Raw genomic sequence first — 21,169 nt, 5'->3', positions numbered from 1 at the left:
CTCACCCTTTAAAAAAGGGAGGAGTTTTCTTCTTTTAAATATGTGAGAAATACACAATGAAAAATGCCTATATCGTAGATGCCATCCGTACCCCATTTGGCCGTTATGCCGGTGGCCTTGCTCCTGTTCGTACCGATGACTTGGGTGCACTTCCAATCAAAGCTTTAATGGAACGCAACCCATCAGTCAATTGGGAACAGGTTGATGACGTGATTTATGGCTGTGCCAACCAGGCCGGTGAAGATAACCGTAACGTGGGGCGTATGTCTGCACTTTTAGCCGGTTTACCCTACCAAGTACCAGCAACGACGATTAACCGTCTTTGCGGTTCATCACTGGATGCCATTGCCATGGCTGCGCGTACCATTAAAGCCGGTGAAGCTGAACTGATTATTGCTGGCGGTGTCGAGTCAATGAGTCGTGCGCCATTTGTCATGGGTAAATCTGAATCTGCCTATGGTCGTAGTCAAAAAATTGAAGACACCACCATGGGCTGGCGTTTCATTAACCCGAAACTGAAAGAAATGTACGGCGTAGAAACCATGCCGCAAACTGCTGAAAACCTGGCGGAACAGTTCAATATTAACCGTGCAGATCAGGACCAGTTTGCTTTAACCAGCCAGCAACGTACAGCGGCAGCACAAGCACGTGGTTTCTTTGCCAAAGAAATTATTCCTGTGGTGATTCCACAACGTAAAGGCGATGCTGTTGTAGTGGATAAAGACGAACATCCACGTGCAACAACACCAGAAGCTTTGGCAAAACTCAAGCCAGTCGTGAAAGCCGATGGTACCGTAACTGCAGGTAATGCTTCCGGGATCAATGATGGTGCGGCTGCCCTATTAATTGCATCTGACGAAGCAGTTGCTCAACACGGCTTAAAACCACGTGCCAAAATTATTGGCTCAACCGTCGTGGGTGTTGAACCACGCATTATGGGCTTTGGTCCTGCACCTGCAATCAAGAAATTATTGGCACAAACAGGTTTGACCATTGAACAGATGGACGTGATTGAACTGAACGAAGCCTTTGCAGCACAAGCTTTGGCTTGTACTCGTGACTTGGGCATTGAAGATGGTTCAGAGAAAGTCAATCCAAATGGTGGTGCAATTGCTTTAGGTCATCCACTTGGTGCATCTGGCGCGCGTCTTGTGATGACTGCACTGAACCAGCTTGAACAAACAGGTGGTAAATACGGTCTTTGTTCAATGTGTATTGGTGTCGGTCAAGGCATTGCTTTGATTATTGAACGTGTTTAATTATTAAATGCTCGCTCGATCCTCCTTTCGTAAAGGAGGGATCGAGGGAGGATTAAGGATTTAAAAAATGCCAACTTTTACATCTAACGATGCCCAGATCAACTACCAGACCTTTGGTGATGCATCTAAGCCAGCCTTGATTTTTTCTAATTCACTCGGCACCAATTATGGGATGTGGCAAAAACAATTTAATCATTTCAAACAGGATTATTTTGTGATTCGCTATGACACCCGTGGTCATGGGGCTTCATCTGCGCCACAAGGTCCGTATAGCCTTGATCAACTGGGTCAAGATGTTATCAACCTACTTGATCATTTAAAAATTGAAAAAGCTGCATTCTGTGGTATTTCAATGGGTGGTTTAACCGGTCAATGGTTAGCAATCAACAAGCCCGAACGTTTTAGCCACGTGATTATCTGCAATACAGCAGCCAAAATTGGTCAAGAACAGGCCTGGAATGAGCGTGCCACTTTGGTACGTCAGCAAGGTCTTCAACCAATTGCATCTACCGCAGCATCACGCTGGTTTACCGAACCCTTTATCCAAAGCAACCCAACAGTAGTTGAAAATCTTCAAAACGACTTGGAAGCTGGCAGCAGCGAAGGTTATGCAAGCTGTTGTGAAGCTTTGGCTAAAGCGGATTTACGCGAACAGCTGAAAGATATTCATGTGCCGGTACTGGTGATAGCAGGTCAGCAAGATCCGGTAACTACAGTGGCTGATGGTCAGTTCATGCAAGAACGTATTGCCCATAGTCAGCTGTTTGAAATCAATGCCTCGCATATTTCCAATGTAGAGCAACCTGAAGCCTTTAATCAGGCGGTGCAAAAATTTATTGCAGCTTAAAAAAGCATAGAGCAAGAGTAAAAAAGCCACTTTTTGAAGTGGCTTTTTTATCTTTTCCATCTTTTTTCTCGTATCAGGCCCAGATCACTAAGATTGCCGCAATCACCACTAAGACCAATCCCCAATGCTCCGCACGGGCCAGTTTTTCTTTAAAGAAATAAGCGGAAATCAGCATACTAAACAGAATCTCGATTTGGCCTAAGGTTTTGACCACCGGTACACTCATCATGCTCATGGCAGTAAACCAGCCGAGCGATGCCATAAAACTGCACACACTCACCTTAAAAGTGAGGCCCAAACGTTGCCACATGGCGATTAAAGTACGGCGGCTAAATAGCCCAAGATAAAGCAGCATACTGATACACTGGAAACTGATCACCAGCAGTAATACCCATGCTGCACGGTGTAAATTTGGTAAATTTGTGAGCTCTAAACTGGCTTCTCGTACCAGTAGTGAAGTAATGGCAAAACTTAAACCGCTTCCGATGCCAATAGCCAGTGTTTTGGCTGAGAACCCGGTCATCTGCTGGCCTTTACTCAGCAAAAATACCGCATAACCACCCAGTGCCACCCCAATCCAGGCCAGAAAGGACAAATGGTCAGCCAGGAAAGTTACACCAATAATCGCTGCCAGTATCGCTTCACTTTTAGCCAGCCCTACCCCAATCGCGTAATTTTTTTGCTTAAACAGCTGTACCATCAATGCAGTGGCTAAAATCTGGCTGGAAGCTGCAATCACAATGTAGACCCAAAACTTTGGCGTGAAGTGGACGATACTTTCAACCGGCTTGAAATAATATAGACTGCTGAGGTAAAGAGCCGCAAATGGCAATCCAAAAATAAATCGGGCCAGCGTGACTCCCCAGACATCGACTGTAGTACTCAGCTGTTTTTGAAAGGCATTACGCCAGGCCTGCATAAATGCTGCCATTAAAGTGAAGAAAATCCAGCTCACTGCCATATGCCTAACGCCATTACAACAAAAGTGAACTCATTCTATGCTCTAGTCGAAAGCATGACTAATTAAAAATGGGATGGGCTTTAATAGAATAAAGTTTGGCTTGACACCCTGAACCATAAAAAAATATTAAGCACTGGCTATTTTTAGTTTCAAAAAAATAATCTTAAACAGCTTATCAGGCTTATAGTTAATACTAATAATTTCATATATTTACTTACTTTTTACAGCCTTTATAGGCTGCTAAAATTTTATTTGCAGCGGCTTAACACTTTCAATTCGAGGACTTCATTTAGACTTGAAACATGACTTGAAAATATAAGGATGAATCTGTATTTAGTAGATAAAAGTTGCTTATGATGATCTGAAATCAACCCAAAGGATAAATATTTTGTTAGAGACCAGGAATACTACCAATGGTTCATCTACACCTCTCTATCCCATAAAAGTTAATTTAAAAAAACATCAGGAAATAATTGAAGCGGTTTTCAAAATAAAAAACGGCTTATTCATTATGAACAAACCGTTTTCTTGCTTATATTCGCATTAGAGGAAAACCTGAGTCCTCCTCAATAAGAGTTTACTTTGACAAAGTTTTGCCCCGTGCTGCATGCAGTTTTTTGTAGCTATCGATCAGACGTAAATGACGGTCCAAACCTTCAAGCTTCATGCTGGTTTCAGTTAAACCATAGAAGCGGATACTGCCGTCCATCGAGCCGATCACCGCATCCATACGCTCATCACCAAACATACGGCGGAAATTGGCTTCGTAATCATTCAGATCCATGTCATCGTTAAGTTCTACTTCGAGCACTACATTCATACACTGATAGAACAAGCCACGCTCAACGGTATTGGTATTGTATTGCAGGAAAGTTTCCACCAGCTCTTTGGCTTCTTCAAACTCTTGCAAAGCTATATAAATCAGCAGTTTTAATTCCAGAATGGTGAGCTGGCCCCATACCGTATTGTCGTCAAACTCGATACCAATCAAGGTACTAATTTCAGTGTAATCATCTACTTCAACATCTTCTAGACGTTCAACCAGAGCGACCAGCTGGTCTTCATCCAAACGGTGCAAGTTAAGGATATCTTCACGGAACAATAAGGCTTTGTTGGTGTTATCCCAGATTAAATCTTCAACCAGATAAATTTCCGAATAACCCGGTACTAAAATACGGCAAGCGGTTGCACCTAAATGCTCGTACACGGCCATGTACACTTCCTTGCCCATATCTTCCAGAATGCCGAACAACATTGCCGCTTCTTCAGCATTGGAGTTTTGACCTTGGTTGGTAAAGTCCCACTCTACAAACGCGTAGTCAGACTGGGTACTAAAGAAACGCCATGACACGACACCGCTGGAATCAATAAAGTGCTCGACAAAGTTATTCGGCTCGGTTACCGCGTTACTGCTGAATGTCGGTTTAGGCAGATCATTCAGGCCTTCAAAACTGCGACCTTGGAGCAGTTCAGTCAAACTCCGTTCCAAAGCGACTTCAAAGTTCGGATGTGCACCAAAAGAGGCAAATACACCACCGGTACGTGGGTTCATCAAAGTCACACACATTACCGGATACTGGCCGCCTAAAGACGCATCTTTAACCAGTACCGGAAAGCCTTGCTCTTCCAGACCTTTGATCCCTTCAACAATTTTTGGATATTTTGCCAGTACATGTTCAGGCACATCCGGAAGTGCAAGCTCACCTTCTAAAATTTCGCGTTTAACGGCACGTTCAAAAATTTCAGATAAACACTGGACCTGGGCTTCGGCCAAGGTATTCCCCGCACTCATACCATTGGAAAGATACAGGTTTTCGATCAGGTTGGATGGGAAATAAACTGTTTCACCATCAGAATGACGCACAAATGGCAATGAACAGATACCACGCGCAGTATTGCCCGAGTTGGTATCATACAAATGTGTGCCGAGCAGTTCATCTTCAGGGTTATAAATTTCTAAAGTGTATTCATCCAGAATTTCTTTTGGCAATTCCCCATTTGGACCTGGCTGGAACCATTTTTCATCCGGGTAATGCACAAATTCAGCATTGGCAATTTCTTGCCCCCAGAACTGGTCGTTATAGAAGAAATTACAGTTCAATCGTTCAATGAATTCGCCCAAAGCGGAAGCCAAAGCACTTTCTTTGGTCGAACCTTTACCGTTGGTAAAGCACATCGGCGATTGTGCATCACGAATATGTAAAGACCACACATTCGGTACAATGTTGCGCCATGATGCGATTTCAATCTTCATGCCCAGATTCGCCATAATGCCGGACATATTGGCGATGGTTTCTTCTAATGGCAGGTCTTTACCCGGAATATAAGTACTGCTTTCCGAAGTCAAGCTCGGCATCAGCAAAGCTTGAGCATCGGCATCAATACTTTCCACTTCTTCGATTACGAATTCCGGACCAGTTTGAATCACTTTCTTTACCGTACAGCGATCAATGGAGCGCAAAATACCTTGGCGGTCTTTTTCGGAAATATCAGCCGGTAATTCAACCTGAATTTTAAAAATCTGCTTGTAACGGTTTTCCGGGTCGACAATATTGTTTTGCGACAAACGGATATTATCGGTTGGAATGTCACGCGCTGCACAGTACACCTTTACAAAGTAAGCGGCACATAATGCAGATGATGCGAGAAAATAGTCGAAGGGACCCGGCGCTGAACCGTCACCTTTATAGCGGATGGGTTGATCGGCGATTACCGTGAAATCATCGAACTTGGCTTCTTGTCGAAGGTTGTCAAGATAATTGACCTTAATTTCCATGCGAGCACCTAAATATTCTTATGTGTCAGTGCAACACATAAAAACCAGAAAATAAAATATAAGCCGAATTACAGATAAGAAACTGACTTAAAAAATAGTGTGACTAGCGTCATTCGTATAACAAAGCAAACGACTGACCCTAGAAATGATGGACGGTATTATAGAGGGATTTTGCCTGATTGATAACTTTTGTCTGCTGTTGTCGCCTATTCATTAGAAATGCTTAAAATAGGACAACTTAGATCTGGCAGTATCAAGACAATATTTCCAGACACTTTACTAAATATGTAGGTCTTACTCAGGTATAAGTCACGACTAGACATCATGTGGAGCTTCATCATGAATTGTGAAATAAAGTAAATTTCAATCAAATTATGTAGAAAAAGAAAATAAAAATTACACTGAATTAAAGGGTTCCACACATAAGCTCATAAAAATTTCCACAATAGATACCAAATCTTTTAATAAGATTTTAGCTACAAACTGCAAACCTGCATTTTGTGCCTGTTAGAAGTCTGAACTCGAACTACGACTTCAAGCATTTCTACAAAAAAGGTTTACTCAAATCAGTTGAGGTCAAATGATGATAAAAACAACGCTAAGCATAATCGGACTGTCGCTCGTTTCCACACTGGCTCTGGCTGCCGACCCCTTACATGGAAGCAAATGGAAAACGATTGATGATGTGACCAAGAAACCCTTATCTGTGGTTCAATTTACTGAAACATCGAAGGGTGTGCTTTCAGCAAAGATTGTAGATGTATTGGAAGGCACTGAAGGAGAAAAATGTACCAAGTGTAAGGGTAAATTTTATAATAAACCGCTTCAAGGCGTACAGATCGTATCTGGACTGAAAAAAGCGGGGAACAATAGCTATGATGGCGGAAAAATTACCGATCCTAAAAATGGTAAAACTTATAGCTTTAATGCCAAACTCTCTGAAGATGGCAAAACTTTAAATGGTCGAGGCTACATTGGTATATCTGCCCTTGGTCGAAGCCAGACTTGGGTACGTATCCATTAACAACATCAGATTGAATCAATTAAAAGCGACTTTAATCAGTCACTTTTAATTGCTATAAGAATTTTTAACTTCAAAAAAACCGCCATGGATTTCATAAAAAAATTCTTTTAACTTCTCGAACTGGGTGTTCTTATGAAAATAAGGACGCATAAGTAAAAAATTATAAATTTGTTCCAGAGTACATAATTCATTTTGCATATTCATGCTTATCCACCTATATAAATATTTTTAGATTGATTTAACCAAATTACAAATTAAATTCTATAACAATATTTTTTATAAAGTAATTATGGTTAAATTTTCTACAAACTAAAGAAATTAATAAATCATTTTTTGCTTACAAGGATAATCGATAACAATAAGGCTTATACTTCCTCCTTAAAAAAGGATAATAATTTTCAATTCAAATTTATAATCAAGAAGATGACGTTATTAATCTTTTTAAATATCATTTCAAGATCATGTCTAATAAACACTCCAAGTGAATATCCACTTGAATTATAAATGCAATATTTTTTCATAGAAAAAATATTGCATTGTGACAAATATACGTCAATGTACATTCGTGTAATCAAAGTTATATAAAATGTAACCATGTTATGCAAAAATATTTAATTAGCAAGTTTAATACCTTATTTTTTAACTATATATTCATTAAATATCAATAATTACAATTTATTTTTTGGCTGATTTTACAAGTATTTTTAATCAGATTTTAAATGTAAAAAAATACTTGGAATGAGGCTTTATCTACATTCTAACACCTTAAAATCTATATTTTTTTAATCTCACTCAGGCACATATTTCAAATTAAACAAAAATAAAATAAGCATAAACTATGTAAAATTTATTTATTTTATGTAGCTTTAATAATATTTTTATCCCTCAATTATTTTTTTAATGATATTTATGAATGAATCAAATAATTAATAGACAGTAAATATGTGTGGCTCAAGTTCTTATTATCACTCCGATCAACATTATGCTCATAACTTGCTACAATTTATAATTCCTTATTTATCCTGGGATAAAAAGTATTGTTTATTTCTGGATATTGATGGAACAATCTCAGAATTTCATCCTGATCCCTCTCAAAGTTTTATTTCATTCACCACCTTAAATACTTTACAGCAGTTAAGTCATTTGAATGTTTCGATCATCTTTCTTACCGGTCGTTCAGTCAAGGTTGCCTCAAAACTCCTGTTTCCTTTAAAAATGCCCATAGCAGGTACGCATGGCCTGGAAATAAAAATCGATGACGACACTCAATTCAGTATTGCTACAAATACAATTCATTTTTCTTCATTACAAGACGATATTCGAAAACGCTGTCAGCCCTATCCTCAATTGTTGATTGAAAACAAAACCTATTCTGTTGCCATACATTATCGTCAACATCCTGAACTTGCTGATATTGCAAAACAAATTGCTAAAGAAGTTCTAGAAACCTACCCAGAACTGAAAATAAATGAAGGGAAATATGTATTTGAATTGCTCCCTCAACAGGCAGATAAGGGACAAGCGATTCAAACGATATTGGAGTATTTAAATCTTAATGATGTATTCGCTATTTTCATTGGGGATGACAAAACCGACGAGTCTGGCTTCAAAGTTATCAATCAGTTAGAAGGTATCAGTATAAAAGTTGGACCAGAACCTACCCAGGCGCATTACCGACTAAAAAATGTTGAAGATGTTACTGATTTTCTTGATTTATTTTCACAATTCTTAGAAAAACATTGTTTGAGACTGTCTCAAGTATCACAGGGAGAAAAAGCATGTCTAGATTAATCGTATTATCGAACCGTGTCAGTTTACCCAATCCCGATAAATCTACCGCTGGGGGATTAGCCGTGGCCTTGCAAGATGCACTTGCTGATATTAGTGGAATCTGGCTGGGTTGGAATGGTGAAAAAATTGCCAATCATCAAGAGCCGCACTTTAATCAAACTGAATATAAAGATGTGGAATACGTTACATGTCCTTTAACTGAAGAACAGTACCAAAATTATTATTGTGGCTTTGCCAATAATACTTTATGGCCGGCAATGCATAATCGCGCCGATTTAATTGAATACCAAGCTCAGCAATACACGACCTATCAACAGGTTAATCAGCTATTCGCCAGACAGCTCAAACAAATGGCAGAGCCCGACGATTTGATCTGGGTACATGATTACCATTTTTTAAGTGTGGCGCGTTATTGTCGGGAAATGGGCATGAAAAATAGAATTGGATTTTTCCTGCATATTCCCTTTGCTGGCCTAAAGATCTGGAATTTAATTCCTACCGCACAATCATTGATTCAAGACCTTTGCCAGTATGATGTTGTGGGTTTACAAACTGAACATGACCAGCAGCAATGTATGCAAGTGTGCAGTCATTATCTGGCTACTCAGCCTATCAATACTCACATGTTGAGCTTTAATCATCATCAGGTCACTGTGCAATGTTATCCGATTGGGGTTAACCCCGAACTGATACAAAAAGTCGCCGAGCAAAAAGATGAAAATACTTCCACTATATTTGAATTTGAGAGTCTAAGTGATCAGCAAACCATTATTAGTGTCGATCGCATTGATTATTCCAAAGGGTTAATCGAACGGTTTAATGCCCTGGAAGCATTTTTACAGAGCAATCCTGAATACCATAAGCATCTTACCGACATACAAATTGCCTGTCCCTGCCGTATGGAAATTGCCGCGTATAAAGATTTATTTGAGCATTTACAGTCCAAGGTGGATTTGATTAATCAGGAATTTTCTCAAGATGACTGGTTACCGATTAACTGCACCCATGCCACCATTTCACATGATGTATTAATGAAAATTTATCGGCAAGCCAATATTTGCTGGGTAAATTCTTTGCGTGACGGGATGAATCTGGTAGCCAAAGAGTTTATCGCGGCCCAGGACCCGGAAAATCCGGGAGTACTAATTCTTTCAAAATATACCGGTGCAGCAGCACAGATGTCTGAAGCATTAATGGTCGATCCTGAAAATTGCAGCAGCATGATTCATGCATTAAAAAAAGCCTTAACCATGGCAAAATCGGAACGTTTGGAACGTTATCAGCAATTAATGAATGGCTTAAAAAGTTTTGATATCAATGACTGGCGTAATGCATTTTTAGCCGATCTGAAAGGCGCTGAAAAAGTGAATATCCTCCCCTCATTGACTAAAAAAATCTTGTCAGAAAATTGCGAATTATTAAGTATTTAAAACAAGAATTTTATATTTTTTAGTGATAAAAAACGAGCATATCAACTCTTGAATATGCTCGTTCTATTTTAATAAATTAAATCAAGATATTAAGAAGCTTTGACCTGAGTAAAACGGTTTAAAAAAGCAATGGTTAAAAGCAAAGTCGCAATAAACCCAAAGACGACAGACAAGCCCATCATTTCACTGCTAATCCCAACCAAAGCAGGTCCCAATAAAGAGCCTGTATACGCCATGGTAGAGACACATGACAATGCGGCTGCTTTAGACATGACACTTTGACGGCCCACACGTGAAAACATCACCGGAACAATATTCGAACAACCCCAGCCCAGTAAAGCATAGCCTAATAAAACCACAATCCAGTGTGGAGCAACCACCACCGTAAACAGTCCAAGCGCTGCACAAACTGCACTGTAGATGATGATATTTTTTTCACCCAGAGCCTTAATTAAATAATGACCTGCAAAACGCCCCGAAGTCATGGCAATTGCAAAGCAGGTATACGCCAGACCAGCTAAAGCAGGTTTTACGCCGTATTCATTGATCAGATAAATTCCGCTCCAATCCATTGCCGAACCTTCTGAAAGAAAAGCAATAAAACACACCAGACCCATTAAAATGATTAACGGACTGGGGAATTTTTTGGTCTTGCTTTCAACTTCAGTAGTATCGTTTTTTGCTTCCTTTTCAATGACCGCTAAACTGTTAGGCACAGCCATGACGCTCAAAACCATCAATAAAAGACAAATTGCCAAAGCACTCATCAAGGGGCTCACACCCGCTGCAAGTAAGGCAGTAACAGTCATGACTCCGGCCAGACCACCTAAACTACACATGCCATGAAACTGCGACATCATGCTTTTGGCACTGTTTTTTTCCACAATCACAGCTTGTAAATTAATTGCCACACCCAGGCTACCCGCAGCTGTACCAAACAGGAACAAAGCAATGGCCATGATCAAAATACTACTGCTTAAGGCAAAGGTGGGTAAAACCATGAGCAACAATAAAACGGCTACGGAAATAATGGCACGACACCCCACTTTCTGGATCAGTAAACCTGTTGCAGGCATTGCCAGCATGGAACCTGCACCGATACATAGCAATAAGGTACCAAAATCGGCATGATTCAAATGAAGTCGCTGCTGTGCATAAGGAATCAGCGGAGCCCATGCTGCTGTACTGAGACCTAAACTAAAGAAGCTCAGTAATGTAGATAAGCGCTGTGCAGAGTGCTGAGTTGCATGATCCAGATGTGCTGTTTTAGTTAAAAACATATGTGTGCCACCACAAGAAATAGGTTTTTTGGCCGTCCCTTTCAGGATAATTTCCAGAGAAAAACCCCGGAAGAATTATAGATATTTTCTATAAATCAACCAGGGTTTTAATTTGGCGAAATTATACACAAAAAAAGAGCAAATCAAGCCGATTTTTTAGGAGTTTTAAAAAATATTTTGTAACTGCTGCAAATATCTAATCTCTTTAGGTAAAAGAACAACAAATAATTTAAAACTTCAATTATTTTAAAATAAATTAATATAAAACAATATTTTATGTTTTTTAAAATTTCCACTAAATAATCATATCATTGAAATAATTATAAAAATTTTCTCAAGATTATCTGATCTTTTCCATCGAAGATTTTTATGGCAATTATTTAGAGGAAAAGCCAAATTTAAAATGGTTATTCATTAATATTTTTATAAGATATATGACTAACTACAGAAATCTGCCAAAGATTCAATATTTTAATTTCATAGCAGACCTCTACCTCAGTGCATGAGGCTAGCTTTAGTTCGTTTTTCAGCAATCCTGTCGAGTCATTTTTATGAGGAAGTGGCTCTATTTCAACTTTCCTTTGAAAAGTAAAATGATCATTCAACTATCTCGATGACCCGATAAAAAAGCCCTATAGTTTTACGCTACAGAGCCGGTTTTTAAACTTCAAGATTTTATTTATTTTTAGAATAATGATCTTCAATGAGACAATCTTAACCTTCTACAGATTCATTTTTTTATGCTCTGCATGGGGCTCATCCGTTTTACCGGTAAGACTTCCTTTCATCACCTTAAACAGTTGGGTCATTTTATTGTCTGTGACATTCCAATACTCGGCACTGACGGCTTCCGCAACCAGAACCCGTACACTCGGATCATCTCTTCCTTCGAACCAGTTTTCAGCCGATGAGTTCCACAGTTCATCAATCAGGGCTGAGTTTGTACTGATATGTGCATGTGCACTAATTGACACATAAATGCTATCTGAAGGTTTAGCGAAGGACAATCCAATCTGATTACGTCCAGATTCAATCGCATTCACCAGATCATTGGTATTTTTCAAAATAAAGTAAAGGTTCTGGCTTTCATTCATGCGTTCAGAATTAAGCATAGTCATGGGTTGTGCATGGATTTCCTGGGATTCAGTACTATGACTGATCATTGAAAATCGTATCTCTTTAATCAGTTCCCATAATTTTTCACGATCTTGATTATCTGTCATCATTATTCTCCTGCAATAGACCTAATAAATAAACTCTCTAATTTTGTGCTTAACTTCTGTTCAAGATTAATTATATTTTCCAGTTTTAATATCCTATCTAACTGATTTTATACATTTGCATAATAAAAGCTGTTAGCAATGATCAAAAGAATTAACGAAGACCAATTCTGTTACATTCAGCTGGAAAGGTTTTCAGATTCTTGAGATAAATAAGAATAAAAATGAGATATAGGCAAAAAGAAGCCCCTTGTAACTCACTCGGGGCCGTTTGAAACTTGCTTTAAACTAAGTTTGGTTTAGTTATTGATGTCTTTTATTTTATAGTGTATGTACAGTTTTTTATACATACTGAATTAACCGATACTTGTTGTTGAGTGATCAAATGAATGGCTCTCCTCTATAAATATGGTGATTTAAATACAGCAGGAACTATGCCAAAAAATAAAATGAATGATTTCTGAAAAATAAAAAATCCCAGATAAAAAGATGAGACATTTTAGTAGAATCAACCCGTTTTTGAACTCAATGTTCATATCTTGGTATTAGGCTGTTGCACCAAATTGTTCCCTTAGTTTTTGGTCTTACAAATTTTTGACCTGATCCGGTTCATTAAAGGTCACACGGTAATTTTGACGATGGTTTGGCCAAAAATCTGTAATTGTAAAATGTTGGATTAAACGGTTACCCTCAAGACAATGCCATTTTTCTCCCAGTGATGGCTATAAGTATATTACAGCACCTGCCCTGTTTTTCACCGTTTCCCCTTTCTCAATAACATAGGCATCATTGTTATTGCCATCGTTGATCAGTATTCAGCGCATGAAATAGATGAAATTCGAGCGAACGTAGAATATTTCATTAAAGATTTTGAAGCCTTATTAATTTTTTTCAGCTAAAAAATGTCATGAATCATTCATATTCATGACATCTTCTGTAGACGTAGGTGTATATGATTATTTTGCTTTCTTATAGACCGAGCCTGAACCCACCAGATTGCCGGTTTTCTCATCAATCGCAAAATCAACCATAGCCGCACCAGCATTGACCTCAAGAAAACCATTCTTGCCCACTGAGGCAGGTACAGGATTTTTCTTTTCAGTTTTACCCGTCGCTTTATCTTTAATAGTATTGGTAATGAAATAATTGTCACCATTCTTGGAAATGACTAGGATATTTTCCAGTTTTGGATTTTCCAGGGTGTTTTTCCAGTTCCCCTGATAATCCGGTGCTTCAGTAGTACAAGCAGTTAACAACAGTGCTAATGAGATTCCTGAAAAATATTGAAGATATCTCAAAACTTAAGACCTTGAATGTTACGACGCGGTCATTATAAAAAGAACCCTCTGAGGGTTAAGCGAGATCTTGTAGGCAAAACATTTCAGCCGTAATGAATCTGTCTTGCCTTCGTCATTTTTTGAAAATTCTCTCCACATTTCATTCATAAAAACTTAATTTAGAATTAGATTAGAAATTAAAAAACCCATCAGAAGATGGGTTTTGTTTTATATATTTAGCTATCTTTATGCAGTTTTATGCATGTTTCCAGTCTCTTCAAATGTTGCATGCCAGGACAAGGCTTCCTCAAGAAGATGCGGGGTTTGTCCACCACGTGCACAGGCGCGTTCAAAATAATCATTCAGTTCATCGCGATAATCAGGATGCGCACATAAATCGATAATCTTGCGGGCACGCTCACGCGGAGCCAGACCGCGTAAATCTGCCAGACCGTTTTCTGTCACCAAAATATCAACGTCATGATCAGTATGGTCAGTATGGCTGACCATTGGAACTACAGATGAAATAGCCCCACCTTTGGCGACCGATTTGGTCACAAAAATTGCTATATGGGCATGCCGGGTAAAATCACCTGAACCGCCAATACCATTCATCATTTTGGTACCGGTGACATGGGTAGAATTGACGTTTCCGTAAATATCAAACTCTAGTGCGGTATTGATGGCAATAATCCCCAAACGGCGGATGATTTCAGGATTATTGGAAATTTCCTGCGGACGCAGCACAATTTTGTCTTTGTATTGTTCAAAATTCTGCATCACATGTTGTGCACAAGAATCTGACAAGGTCATTGAACAGCCTGAAGCAAAGGTCATTTTACCTGAATCAATCAACTCAAAGGTACAGTCCTGTAACACTTCCGAATACATTTCCAAGTCATGAAAATTGGAATGTTCAAAACCTGAAAAAACCGCATTGGCAATCGAACCGACTCCAGACTGTAATGGGCCCAGATTTTCCGGTAAACGTCCAGCTGCCACTTCGCCTTCAAAGAACTGAATCAGATGTTTGGCAATAGCCAAAGTATCCTCATCCGGTTCATCCATGTTAAAAGAGGTATCAGGAATGTCATTCAGCACAATCGCTGAAATTTTTTCCGGACTGACCTGAATTCCTACGGTACCAATCCGGTCACCCACATGAATCAACGGAATCGGTGCGCGGTTCGGACGGGCTTTCGGTACATAAATATCATGTACGCCTTCCAGCACCGGATTAATGGTATTGTCAATTTCGACAATCACATGATCCGCCATTTCCACAAAGTTGGCCGAGTTACCGCATGAACCGGTTGGAATAATCTGCCCATCTTCAGTAATCGCCGTTGCTGCAATCACCGCGACATTAATCGACGGCAAGTTGTGATGACGGATGTTATCGGCCATTTCAGACAAATGCTGATCGATATACATCACCTCACCAGCATTGATGGATTTACGCAGACCGGGATCAGCCTGATAAGGATAACGGCGCTCAATTGCATGAGCTTCATTTAAACGGCCATCAATTTTATTGCCCAGGCTGGCACCTGTCGCCAGGGTAATTTTCAAGGGATGCTCTTTGGCATGTTCAGCCAGCGCCAACGGTACTGCTTTTGCCTCACCTGCACCACCAAAACCACTTAAACCGACTACAGCACCGTCTTGAATCAATTTAATCGCTTGTTCAGCAGACATAACTTTGTCGCGAAGGGAGACTAAGCGAATGCGATCTAAACCATTCATAATAAAAATCTCAAAAATAAACATATTGTTTTTCACCATCCCGGCGTGCTGGAATGGTGGTTGTTATTGCTTATTAAATTCTAATTCGTTACTTATCGCTCTACGCTGATAGAGACTTTTTAGATCAGCTCGACTGCAACAGCAGTTGCTTCACCACCACCAATACATAAACTGGCAATGCCTTTTTTACCACCGATACGTTTTAGGGCATGTACTAAAGTCACGATAATACGTGAACCTGATGAACCGAGTGGATGACCCAATGCACAAGCACCACCATTGATATTCACTTTTGCTTCATCCAGATTGAACGCATCTATCGCAGCCATCGCCACCATGGCAAATGCTTCATTGATTTCCCAAAGATCAACCTCCTGAGCATTCCAGCCGGCTTTTTTCAATACTTTTTCAATCGCACCGACTGGTGCAATACTGAATTCTGTAGGATGTTGTGAGTTGGAGCCATAAGCGACAATTTTTGCCAGTGGTTTTAAGCCCCGTTGCGCCGCAATTTCCTCTGAAGTCAGCACTAAAGCCGATGCACCATCTGAAATCGAACTGGAATTGGCGGCAGTAATGGTGCCATCTTTTTTAAATGCAGGACGTAAAGTTGGAATTTTATCGGCCTTGGCATTCAGCGGTTGTTCGTCTTGCTCAACAACTACATGACCTTTACGTGAAGACACGGTTACAGGCACGATTTCTTCTTTAAAATAACCATTGTTGATGGCAGTGACCGCTTTATTCAACGAGCTGATTGCAAAGGCATCTTGCTGTTCGCGGGTATAACCTTTTTTATCTGCCATTTCTTGTGCAAGAATACCCATCGACAAACCGGTTTCAGCATCTTCCAGACCTTCCTGAAACATATGATCGGTGATTTTGCCATGTCCCATACGATAACCGGAACGCGCCTTGTCCAGTAGATATGGTGCATTACTCATCGATTCCATACCGCCTGCAACTACAATTTCAGCAGAACCGGCTTTAATGGCATCAGCAGCCTGCATCACCGCTTTCATGCCTGAACCACAAATTTTATTAATGGTGGTTGCACCCGTACTATCAGGTAAACCTGCCTGACGCATGGCTTGGCGTGCCGGACCCTGTTTTAAACCGGCCGGAAGTACACAGCCAAAAATCACTTCATCAATATCGGTTGGTTGCAAGCCGGAACGCTCTACAGCTTCTTTAATGGCTGCTGCACCTAAATCTGGTGCTGTACATGGAGACAGTGCTCCTTGGAAGCCACCCATTGCTGTACGAACACCATTTACAATAACAATCATTTTTTCCATCCTAATTTATCAATCTTGTTGTGTGACATGAGCTATACCTTCAGCTCATGTCATTTCCATCTTTATTAAACCCTGTATTAAAGCATCGTGCCAAACTTAAGATTGGGCAGTAAAGTATTCCTCTGGTAACTGCATCACTACATCGGGACCGGCTTGAATACGTTGTACACGTGCAGCCAGGTCAGGTAAAACTTTGGCTACATAATACTGCGCTAACACCAGTTTGTTCTGGAAGAACGCTTCCGCTTTTGGTTGAGCGGCCTGACTAATACGCGCATACATATAGACAAAGCTGAGTAATCCCACTACATGCAAGTAATCCACTGCTACAGCATTAGAAAACTCTGGCGCCGTCTTTGCATGGTTCACAATGAAAGCGGTAATGTCTTCAACTTGTGTACACACATCTAATGTAGCGGCTTTAATTGGCAAGGCATCATCTAAAGCTTGTGCAAACTCACGAATTTCCGCAATGTATTCAGCAAGGTATGCACCACCGCATTTGATGGTCTTACGGCCAATCAAGTCAATCGCCTGAACGCCGTTGGTGCCTTCGTAAATTTGGGAAATGCGCAAGTCACGAATACATTGTTCCATGCCCCATTCACGAATATAACCATGACCACCAAACACCATTTGCGCTTCCAGGCTTGAATCGAGCGCCTTGTCGGTTAAGTAAGCTTTTGCAATTGGGGTAAGCAATGCAACACGGTCATTCGCTTTACGTACTGCCTCTGCATCGGTTGAGTATTTGGTAATGTCGAGCTGTTGTCCCACATAAACCGCAAAAGCACGTGATGCTTCATTGTTGGCACGAGCATTCAGCAACATACGGCGCACATCGCCATGCACTAAAATAGAATCGGCTGGTTTTTCAGGCGCTTTTGCACCGGTTGCCGAACGGCCCTGCAAACGGTCTGTGGCATATTGTGCAGCATTCTGGTAGGCAAACTCAGCCGCGCCAATCCCTTGGATTCCCATAGATAAGCGTTCGTAGTTCATCATCACGAACATGGCTGCCAGACCTTCATTTTCCTTACCAACGATATAACCTTTGGCGCCATCAAAGTTCATCACGCAAGTCGCAGATCCCTTAATCCCCATCTTATGTTCGATAGAACCGGCAGATACGGCATTACGTTCACCCACCGATCCATCTGCATTGACATGGAATTTAGGCACGATGAATAAGGAAATACCGCGTGAGCCAGCCGGTGCATTTGGTGTTTTTGCCAGAACCAGGTGAATGATGTTTTCAGACAGGTCGTGTTCACCACTGGTAATAAAGATTTTTGTACCTGTAATATTGAAGGAACCATCTTCATTCGGTTCTGCTTTGGTTTTGATCAGTCCGAGATCTGTACCAGAATGCGGTTCTGTCAGGCACATAGTACCTGACCATTCACCGGTGTAGAATTTTGGCAGATAAGTCTCTTTTTGTTCTTGGGAAGCACGGTCATTAATCGCCATACCTGCACCCACAGTCAGTAATGGGTAGAGCATAAATGAGGGGTTCGTACTCCAGATCATTTCATCAGCCAGTACCGTCAGCATTTTAGGCATGCCCTGACCACCCCATTCTTCAGGTGCCCCCAGACCCACCCAGCCACCTTCGGCAAACTGTTTAAATGCTTCTTTAAAACCTTTAGGTGTAGTCACTACGCCATTATTAAACTGTGCGCCGCCTTCTTCATCACTGCTGCGGTTTAAATCAAGGATGACGTTTTTAGAAAACTTGGCCATTTCCTCTAAAATCGCATTCGCCGTTGCCATATCTAAGTGAGCGAGGTTTTCATTACCCTGCCAGAATTCATCTGCCTTAAATACATCATTTAAAATAAATTCCATGTCTTTAAGGGGTGCGTTATAAATAGGCATATTGCTTTCCTTATGTGAAGACTTCGCATTAAAAATAGTGAAGTGCTTTTTAAAGTTGTAAGAACCTATACTGAAATAACGGATTTATTCTCACGTACATCTCTCTAAGTAAAATTTGACCATTCGCGCAGTTTGCAACATCCATGAAGAAAAAAATGAATGCAGCGAGAATCAGGTTTAAAAACTTTACTCATCAGCTCGAGTGTTCAGACTCATTTCATCATTACTATTATGAGCAGCGAATGAAACATGGTTTCTGTAAATCACTTTAAACTGAACCACTCACCATCAAGCCTAAGCTTAAATATGTGAATGAAATACGGTTAAATCAGCATATTTGCTCTTTGCGTTTTATGGGTTAATCCCTTTTTTCAACGCAAAAAGACAATAAAATAATTATGCGGTAATTGGAATTTTATTGATGATTATTGACCTCTCAGGTTCTCACTGATTGACTTTTATTTTGTGCTATGCAATTGCAAATTTAAGCTGATTTAATGTGCTTCGTTAACTATCAGTTTATATTGCCTCTCTTGTATTAAAATAAAAAGTGCTTTTTATTTTCTTGCGCTAAAAACAAAGCACTTAGTTTTTGACTCATATCAGACATTAGTTGGGTTGTCATAGGCTTGATATCGGTATATTTTAAATTGGCTTTTTTTATGTCTTTCTGGGACTTGCGATGAATACGGTACGCCAACAAAATTTTCAATTACGCAAAGAGAAAATTTTAGCCATGGCAGAAACACTGTTGCTGGATAATAATCAGGACATTACCCTGGCAGAACTTGCGTGTGAGCTGGATATTGCCAAAGGGACCATTTATAAACATTTTAAAAGCAAGAATCAGCTCTATTTAGAACTGATCATCTTGAATGAAAAAAGATTGTTAGAAATTTCAAAAAAGTATAAAAATAATATTAAAACCTATGTTTCACAGTACATGCTCTACAACATGTTAAATTCCAACCGGACCATTTTATTGCATGTGATTGAAGAACGCTTAACCAATAATGAACGCAAGCTGAAAGAACTATTTGAACAGCTTTATCGGGTACGTGAAGAGCGGATTATTGAAATTAAGGACATGACCGACGAATATCTGAAATCCTTTAATAGTGCCATGTCGATTCGCGACTATTTGTCTTATATCTGGACAGTCACCTATGGTGCTTCCTTGTTGCTTAATTCAACCCATTACCAGAAAGCCATTGGTTCACGTGAACGCCTGATTAAACTGTATATTAACCAGGCCTTAATGACCCCGGATAAAATTTCTTGATGGCCGGGTTTCAATAAATCAATTATTGATGAATGATTTTATGCATAGGGTCATCCAGGTCATTCATTTTCGAGAACAATTCATAACACATCTGTCTCAGCCATTGATGGCTGGTCTTGTGATGGCAGGACATATGCCAATATTGCTTGACTGCATAGGTGGGAAAAGTAATCGGTGCATCAAAAATCTGTAAATTGCCGCGCGACAATAACACTTCACTTAAATAATAAGGTACGGTCGCAATTGCATCTGTTTCCTGTACCACCAGACCAACGCCCAGATAACTGGGCAAGCGCATCAAGATATTACGTTTCAGTTCTAAATTTAACAATTCATTTTCAATATGATAATGCCCCATTCCGGCATCAATATCGATATGGGGTTCATTGATATATTGTTCAGTGCTTAGACTGTTTTCGCTCAGCCGCGGATGGTTTTTGGATGCAATCACCACATAATATTGCTCAAACAGTTTTTGCTGATAAAAACCATTTTCCAGATGGGGTAAAAAACCAATCGCCAAATCAATTTCTCCATTGGCCATTTGATAACTGGTTTCAGAAGTAATGGCGCGAACATTTAAACGAATATTTGAAGCATGCTGTTTTAAATATTGGGAAATTTTAGGCAATAACACCAAATGCGACACATCGGTCATGGCAATAGTAAATTTCTGCTGTGAAGTAGTCTGGTCAAAATCAACGGTGAAATTATTGATGATTTCAACTTTACTTAAGGCTTCACTGACCAGTGGGAACAGCTGTTTCGACAGTTCAGTCGGCACCATTTCATTGCCGATTCTTAAAAAAAGTGGGTCATTATAATGCTGGCGGATTTTATTCAGGATATTGCTGACCGTGGGCTGACTCATGGCCAGATATTCAGCCGCGATGGAAACACTTTTATATTTATAAATATAAAGAAAAACGCTGAGTAATTTACAGTCGAGCTCAAACACCGATTCAAATCCCTAAATCTTTAATTTGTAGAGGCAATACATCATCTGCCTTTTGAGTGCTATTTCCAATGTCCATTTATACCGAAATAGCATGCCATGCGAATAAGCTTTGGCTGAAGCTTATAAAATAAATTCTATCAAT

General features: G+C 39.9%; 15 protein-coding genes. 6 read left to right on the top strand and 9 right to left on the bottom strand.

All coding sequences use genetic code 11. The features are described 5' to 3' along the window. The first annotated feature begins 56 nt into the window (after window positions 1-56). Window positions 57-1,259 carry a 3-oxoadipyl-CoA thiolase gene (pcaF, locus tag FTT83_RS05970; protein WP_180176417.1) on the top strand — a complete coding sequence of 401 codons (1,203 nt, stop codon included), beginning with the start codon at window positions 57-59 and terminating at the stop codon, window positions 1,257-1,259. A gap of 67 nt (window positions 1,260-1,326) precedes the next feature. Then, window positions 1,327-2,106, top strand: a complete 780-nt coding sequence (pcaD, locus tag FTT83_RS05965; protein ID WP_180176416.1) for a 3-oxoadipate enol-lactonase — start codon at window positions 1,327-1,329, stop codon at window positions 2,104-2,106. A 73-nt stretch (window positions 2,107-2,179) separates the two neighbouring features. Here the strand turns inward: pcaD and FTT83_RS05960 are convergent, their stop codons facing one another. Beyond that, window positions 2,180-3,067: a DMT family transporter gene (locus FTT83_RS05960; protein WP_086196950.1), complete on the bottom strand. Its 888-nt coding sequence runs from the start codon at window positions 3,065-3,067 to the stop codon at window positions 2,180-2,182. 577 nt (window positions 3,068-3,644) lie between these two features. After that, window positions 3,645-5,843: an OsmC domain/YcaO domain-containing protein gene (locus FTT83_RS05955; RefSeq protein WP_180042567.1), complete on the bottom strand. Its 2,199-nt coding sequence runs from the start codon at window positions 5,841-5,843 to the stop codon at window positions 3,645-3,647. A gap of 583 nt (window positions 5,844-6,426) precedes the next feature. Between FTT83_RS05955 and FTT83_RS05950 the strand changes: the two genes are divergently transcribed. The 3 genes from FTT83_RS05950 to FTT83_RS05940 all read left to right on the top strand — a co-directional run bounded on the left by FTT83_RS05950 (window position 6,427) and on the right by FTT83_RS05940 (window position 10,088). After that, entirely contained in the window at window positions 6,427-6,867 is a 441-nt protein-coding gene (locus FTT83_RS05950; RefSeq protein ID WP_180042603.1) for a DUF2147 domain-containing protein, read from the top strand. A 942-nt stretch (window positions 6,868-7,809) separates the two neighbouring features. Beyond that, entirely contained in the window at window positions 7,810-8,658 is an 849-nt protein-coding gene (gene otsB, locus FTT83_RS05945) for a trehalose-phosphatase (protein ID WP_180176415.1), read from the top strand. Beyond that, on the top strand, window positions 8,646-10,088 hold the full coding sequence (locus tag FTT83_RS05940; protein ID WP_180176414.1) for a trehalose-6-phosphate synthase: 1,443 nt from the start codon (window positions 8,646-8,648) through the stop codon (window positions 10,086-10,088). Before otsB ends, FTT83_RS05940 begins: the two co-directional genes overlap by 13 nt. A gap of 89 nt (window positions 10,089-10,177) precedes the next feature. Here FTT83_RS05940 and FTT83_RS05935 read toward each other — a convergent pair whose 3' ends face one another. The 6 genes from FTT83_RS05935 to FTT83_RS05910 all read right to left on the bottom strand — a co-directional run bounded on the left by FTT83_RS05935 (window position 10,178) and on the right by FTT83_RS05910 (window position 18,787). Further along, the gene (locus tag FTT83_RS05935; protein ID WP_180042570.1) at window positions 10,178-11,368 is read right to left on the bottom strand and encodes an MFS transporter; all 1,191 of its coding nucleotides are present in this window, start codon (window positions 11,366-11,368) and stop codon (window positions 10,178-10,180) included. Between the two features lie 722 nt (window positions 11,369-12,090). After that, window positions 12,091-12,591 carry a pyridoxamine 5'-phosphate oxidase family protein gene (locus FTT83_RS05930; RefSeq protein ID WP_166170009.1) on the bottom strand — a complete coding sequence of 167 codons (501 nt, stop codon included), beginning with the start codon at window positions 12,589-12,591 and terminating at the stop codon, window positions 12,091-12,093. Window positions 12,592-13,544: 953 nt separating this feature from the next. Then, a complete protein-coding gene (locus FTT83_RS05925) occupies window positions 13,545-13,886 on the bottom strand; it encodes a hypothetical protein (RefSeq protein WP_180042571.1) in 342 nt (113 codons plus the stop codon). Window positions 13,887-14,111: 225 nt separating this feature from the next. After that, complete coding sequence (locus FTT83_RS05920; protein WP_171263234.1) at window positions 14,112-15,611, bottom strand: acetyl-CoA hydrolase/transferase family protein; 1,500 nt, start codon at window positions 15,609-15,611, stop codon at window positions 14,112-14,114. A gap of 119 nt (window positions 15,612-15,730) precedes the next feature. Further along, window positions 15,731-16,900 (bottom strand): thiolase family protein, encoded by a 1,170-nt coding sequence (locus FTT83_RS05915; RefSeq protein WP_180176413.1) that lies wholly within the window; start codon window positions 16,898-16,900, stop codon window positions 15,731-15,733. A 105-nt stretch (window positions 16,901-17,005) separates the two neighbouring features. After that, entirely contained in the window at window positions 17,006-18,787 is a 1,782-nt protein-coding gene (locus FTT83_RS05910; protein ID WP_180176412.1) for an acyl-CoA dehydrogenase C-terminal domain-containing protein, read from the bottom strand. A gap of 682 nt (window positions 18,788-19,469) precedes the next feature. Here FTT83_RS05910 and FTT83_RS05905 point away from each other — a divergent pair. After that, window positions 19,470-20,069 (top strand): TetR/AcrR family transcriptional regulator, encoded by a 600-nt coding sequence (locus FTT83_RS05905; protein WP_086196960.1) that lies wholly within the window; start codon window positions 19,470-19,472, stop codon window positions 20,067-20,069. A 22-nt stretch (window positions 20,070-20,091) separates the two neighbouring features. Here the strand turns inward: FTT83_RS05905 and FTT83_RS05900 are convergent, their stop codons facing one another. After that, a complete protein-coding gene (locus tag FTT83_RS05900; RefSeq protein ID WP_180176411.1) occupies window positions 20,092-21,027 on the bottom strand; it encodes a LysR substrate-binding domain-containing protein in 936 nt (311 codons plus the stop codon). Window positions 21,028-21,169: the final 142 nt, after the last annotated feature.

It is taken from the genome of Acinetobacter sp. YH01018, from assembly GCF_013420295.1.
In the GTDB taxonomy this organism is placed as follows: Bacteria; Pseudomonadota; Gammaproteobacteria; order Pseudomonadales; family Moraxellaceae; genus Acinetobacter.
Note: the sequence above shows the minus strand (reverse complement) of the source record. Positions and strands in the feature narration are given on the sequence as shown.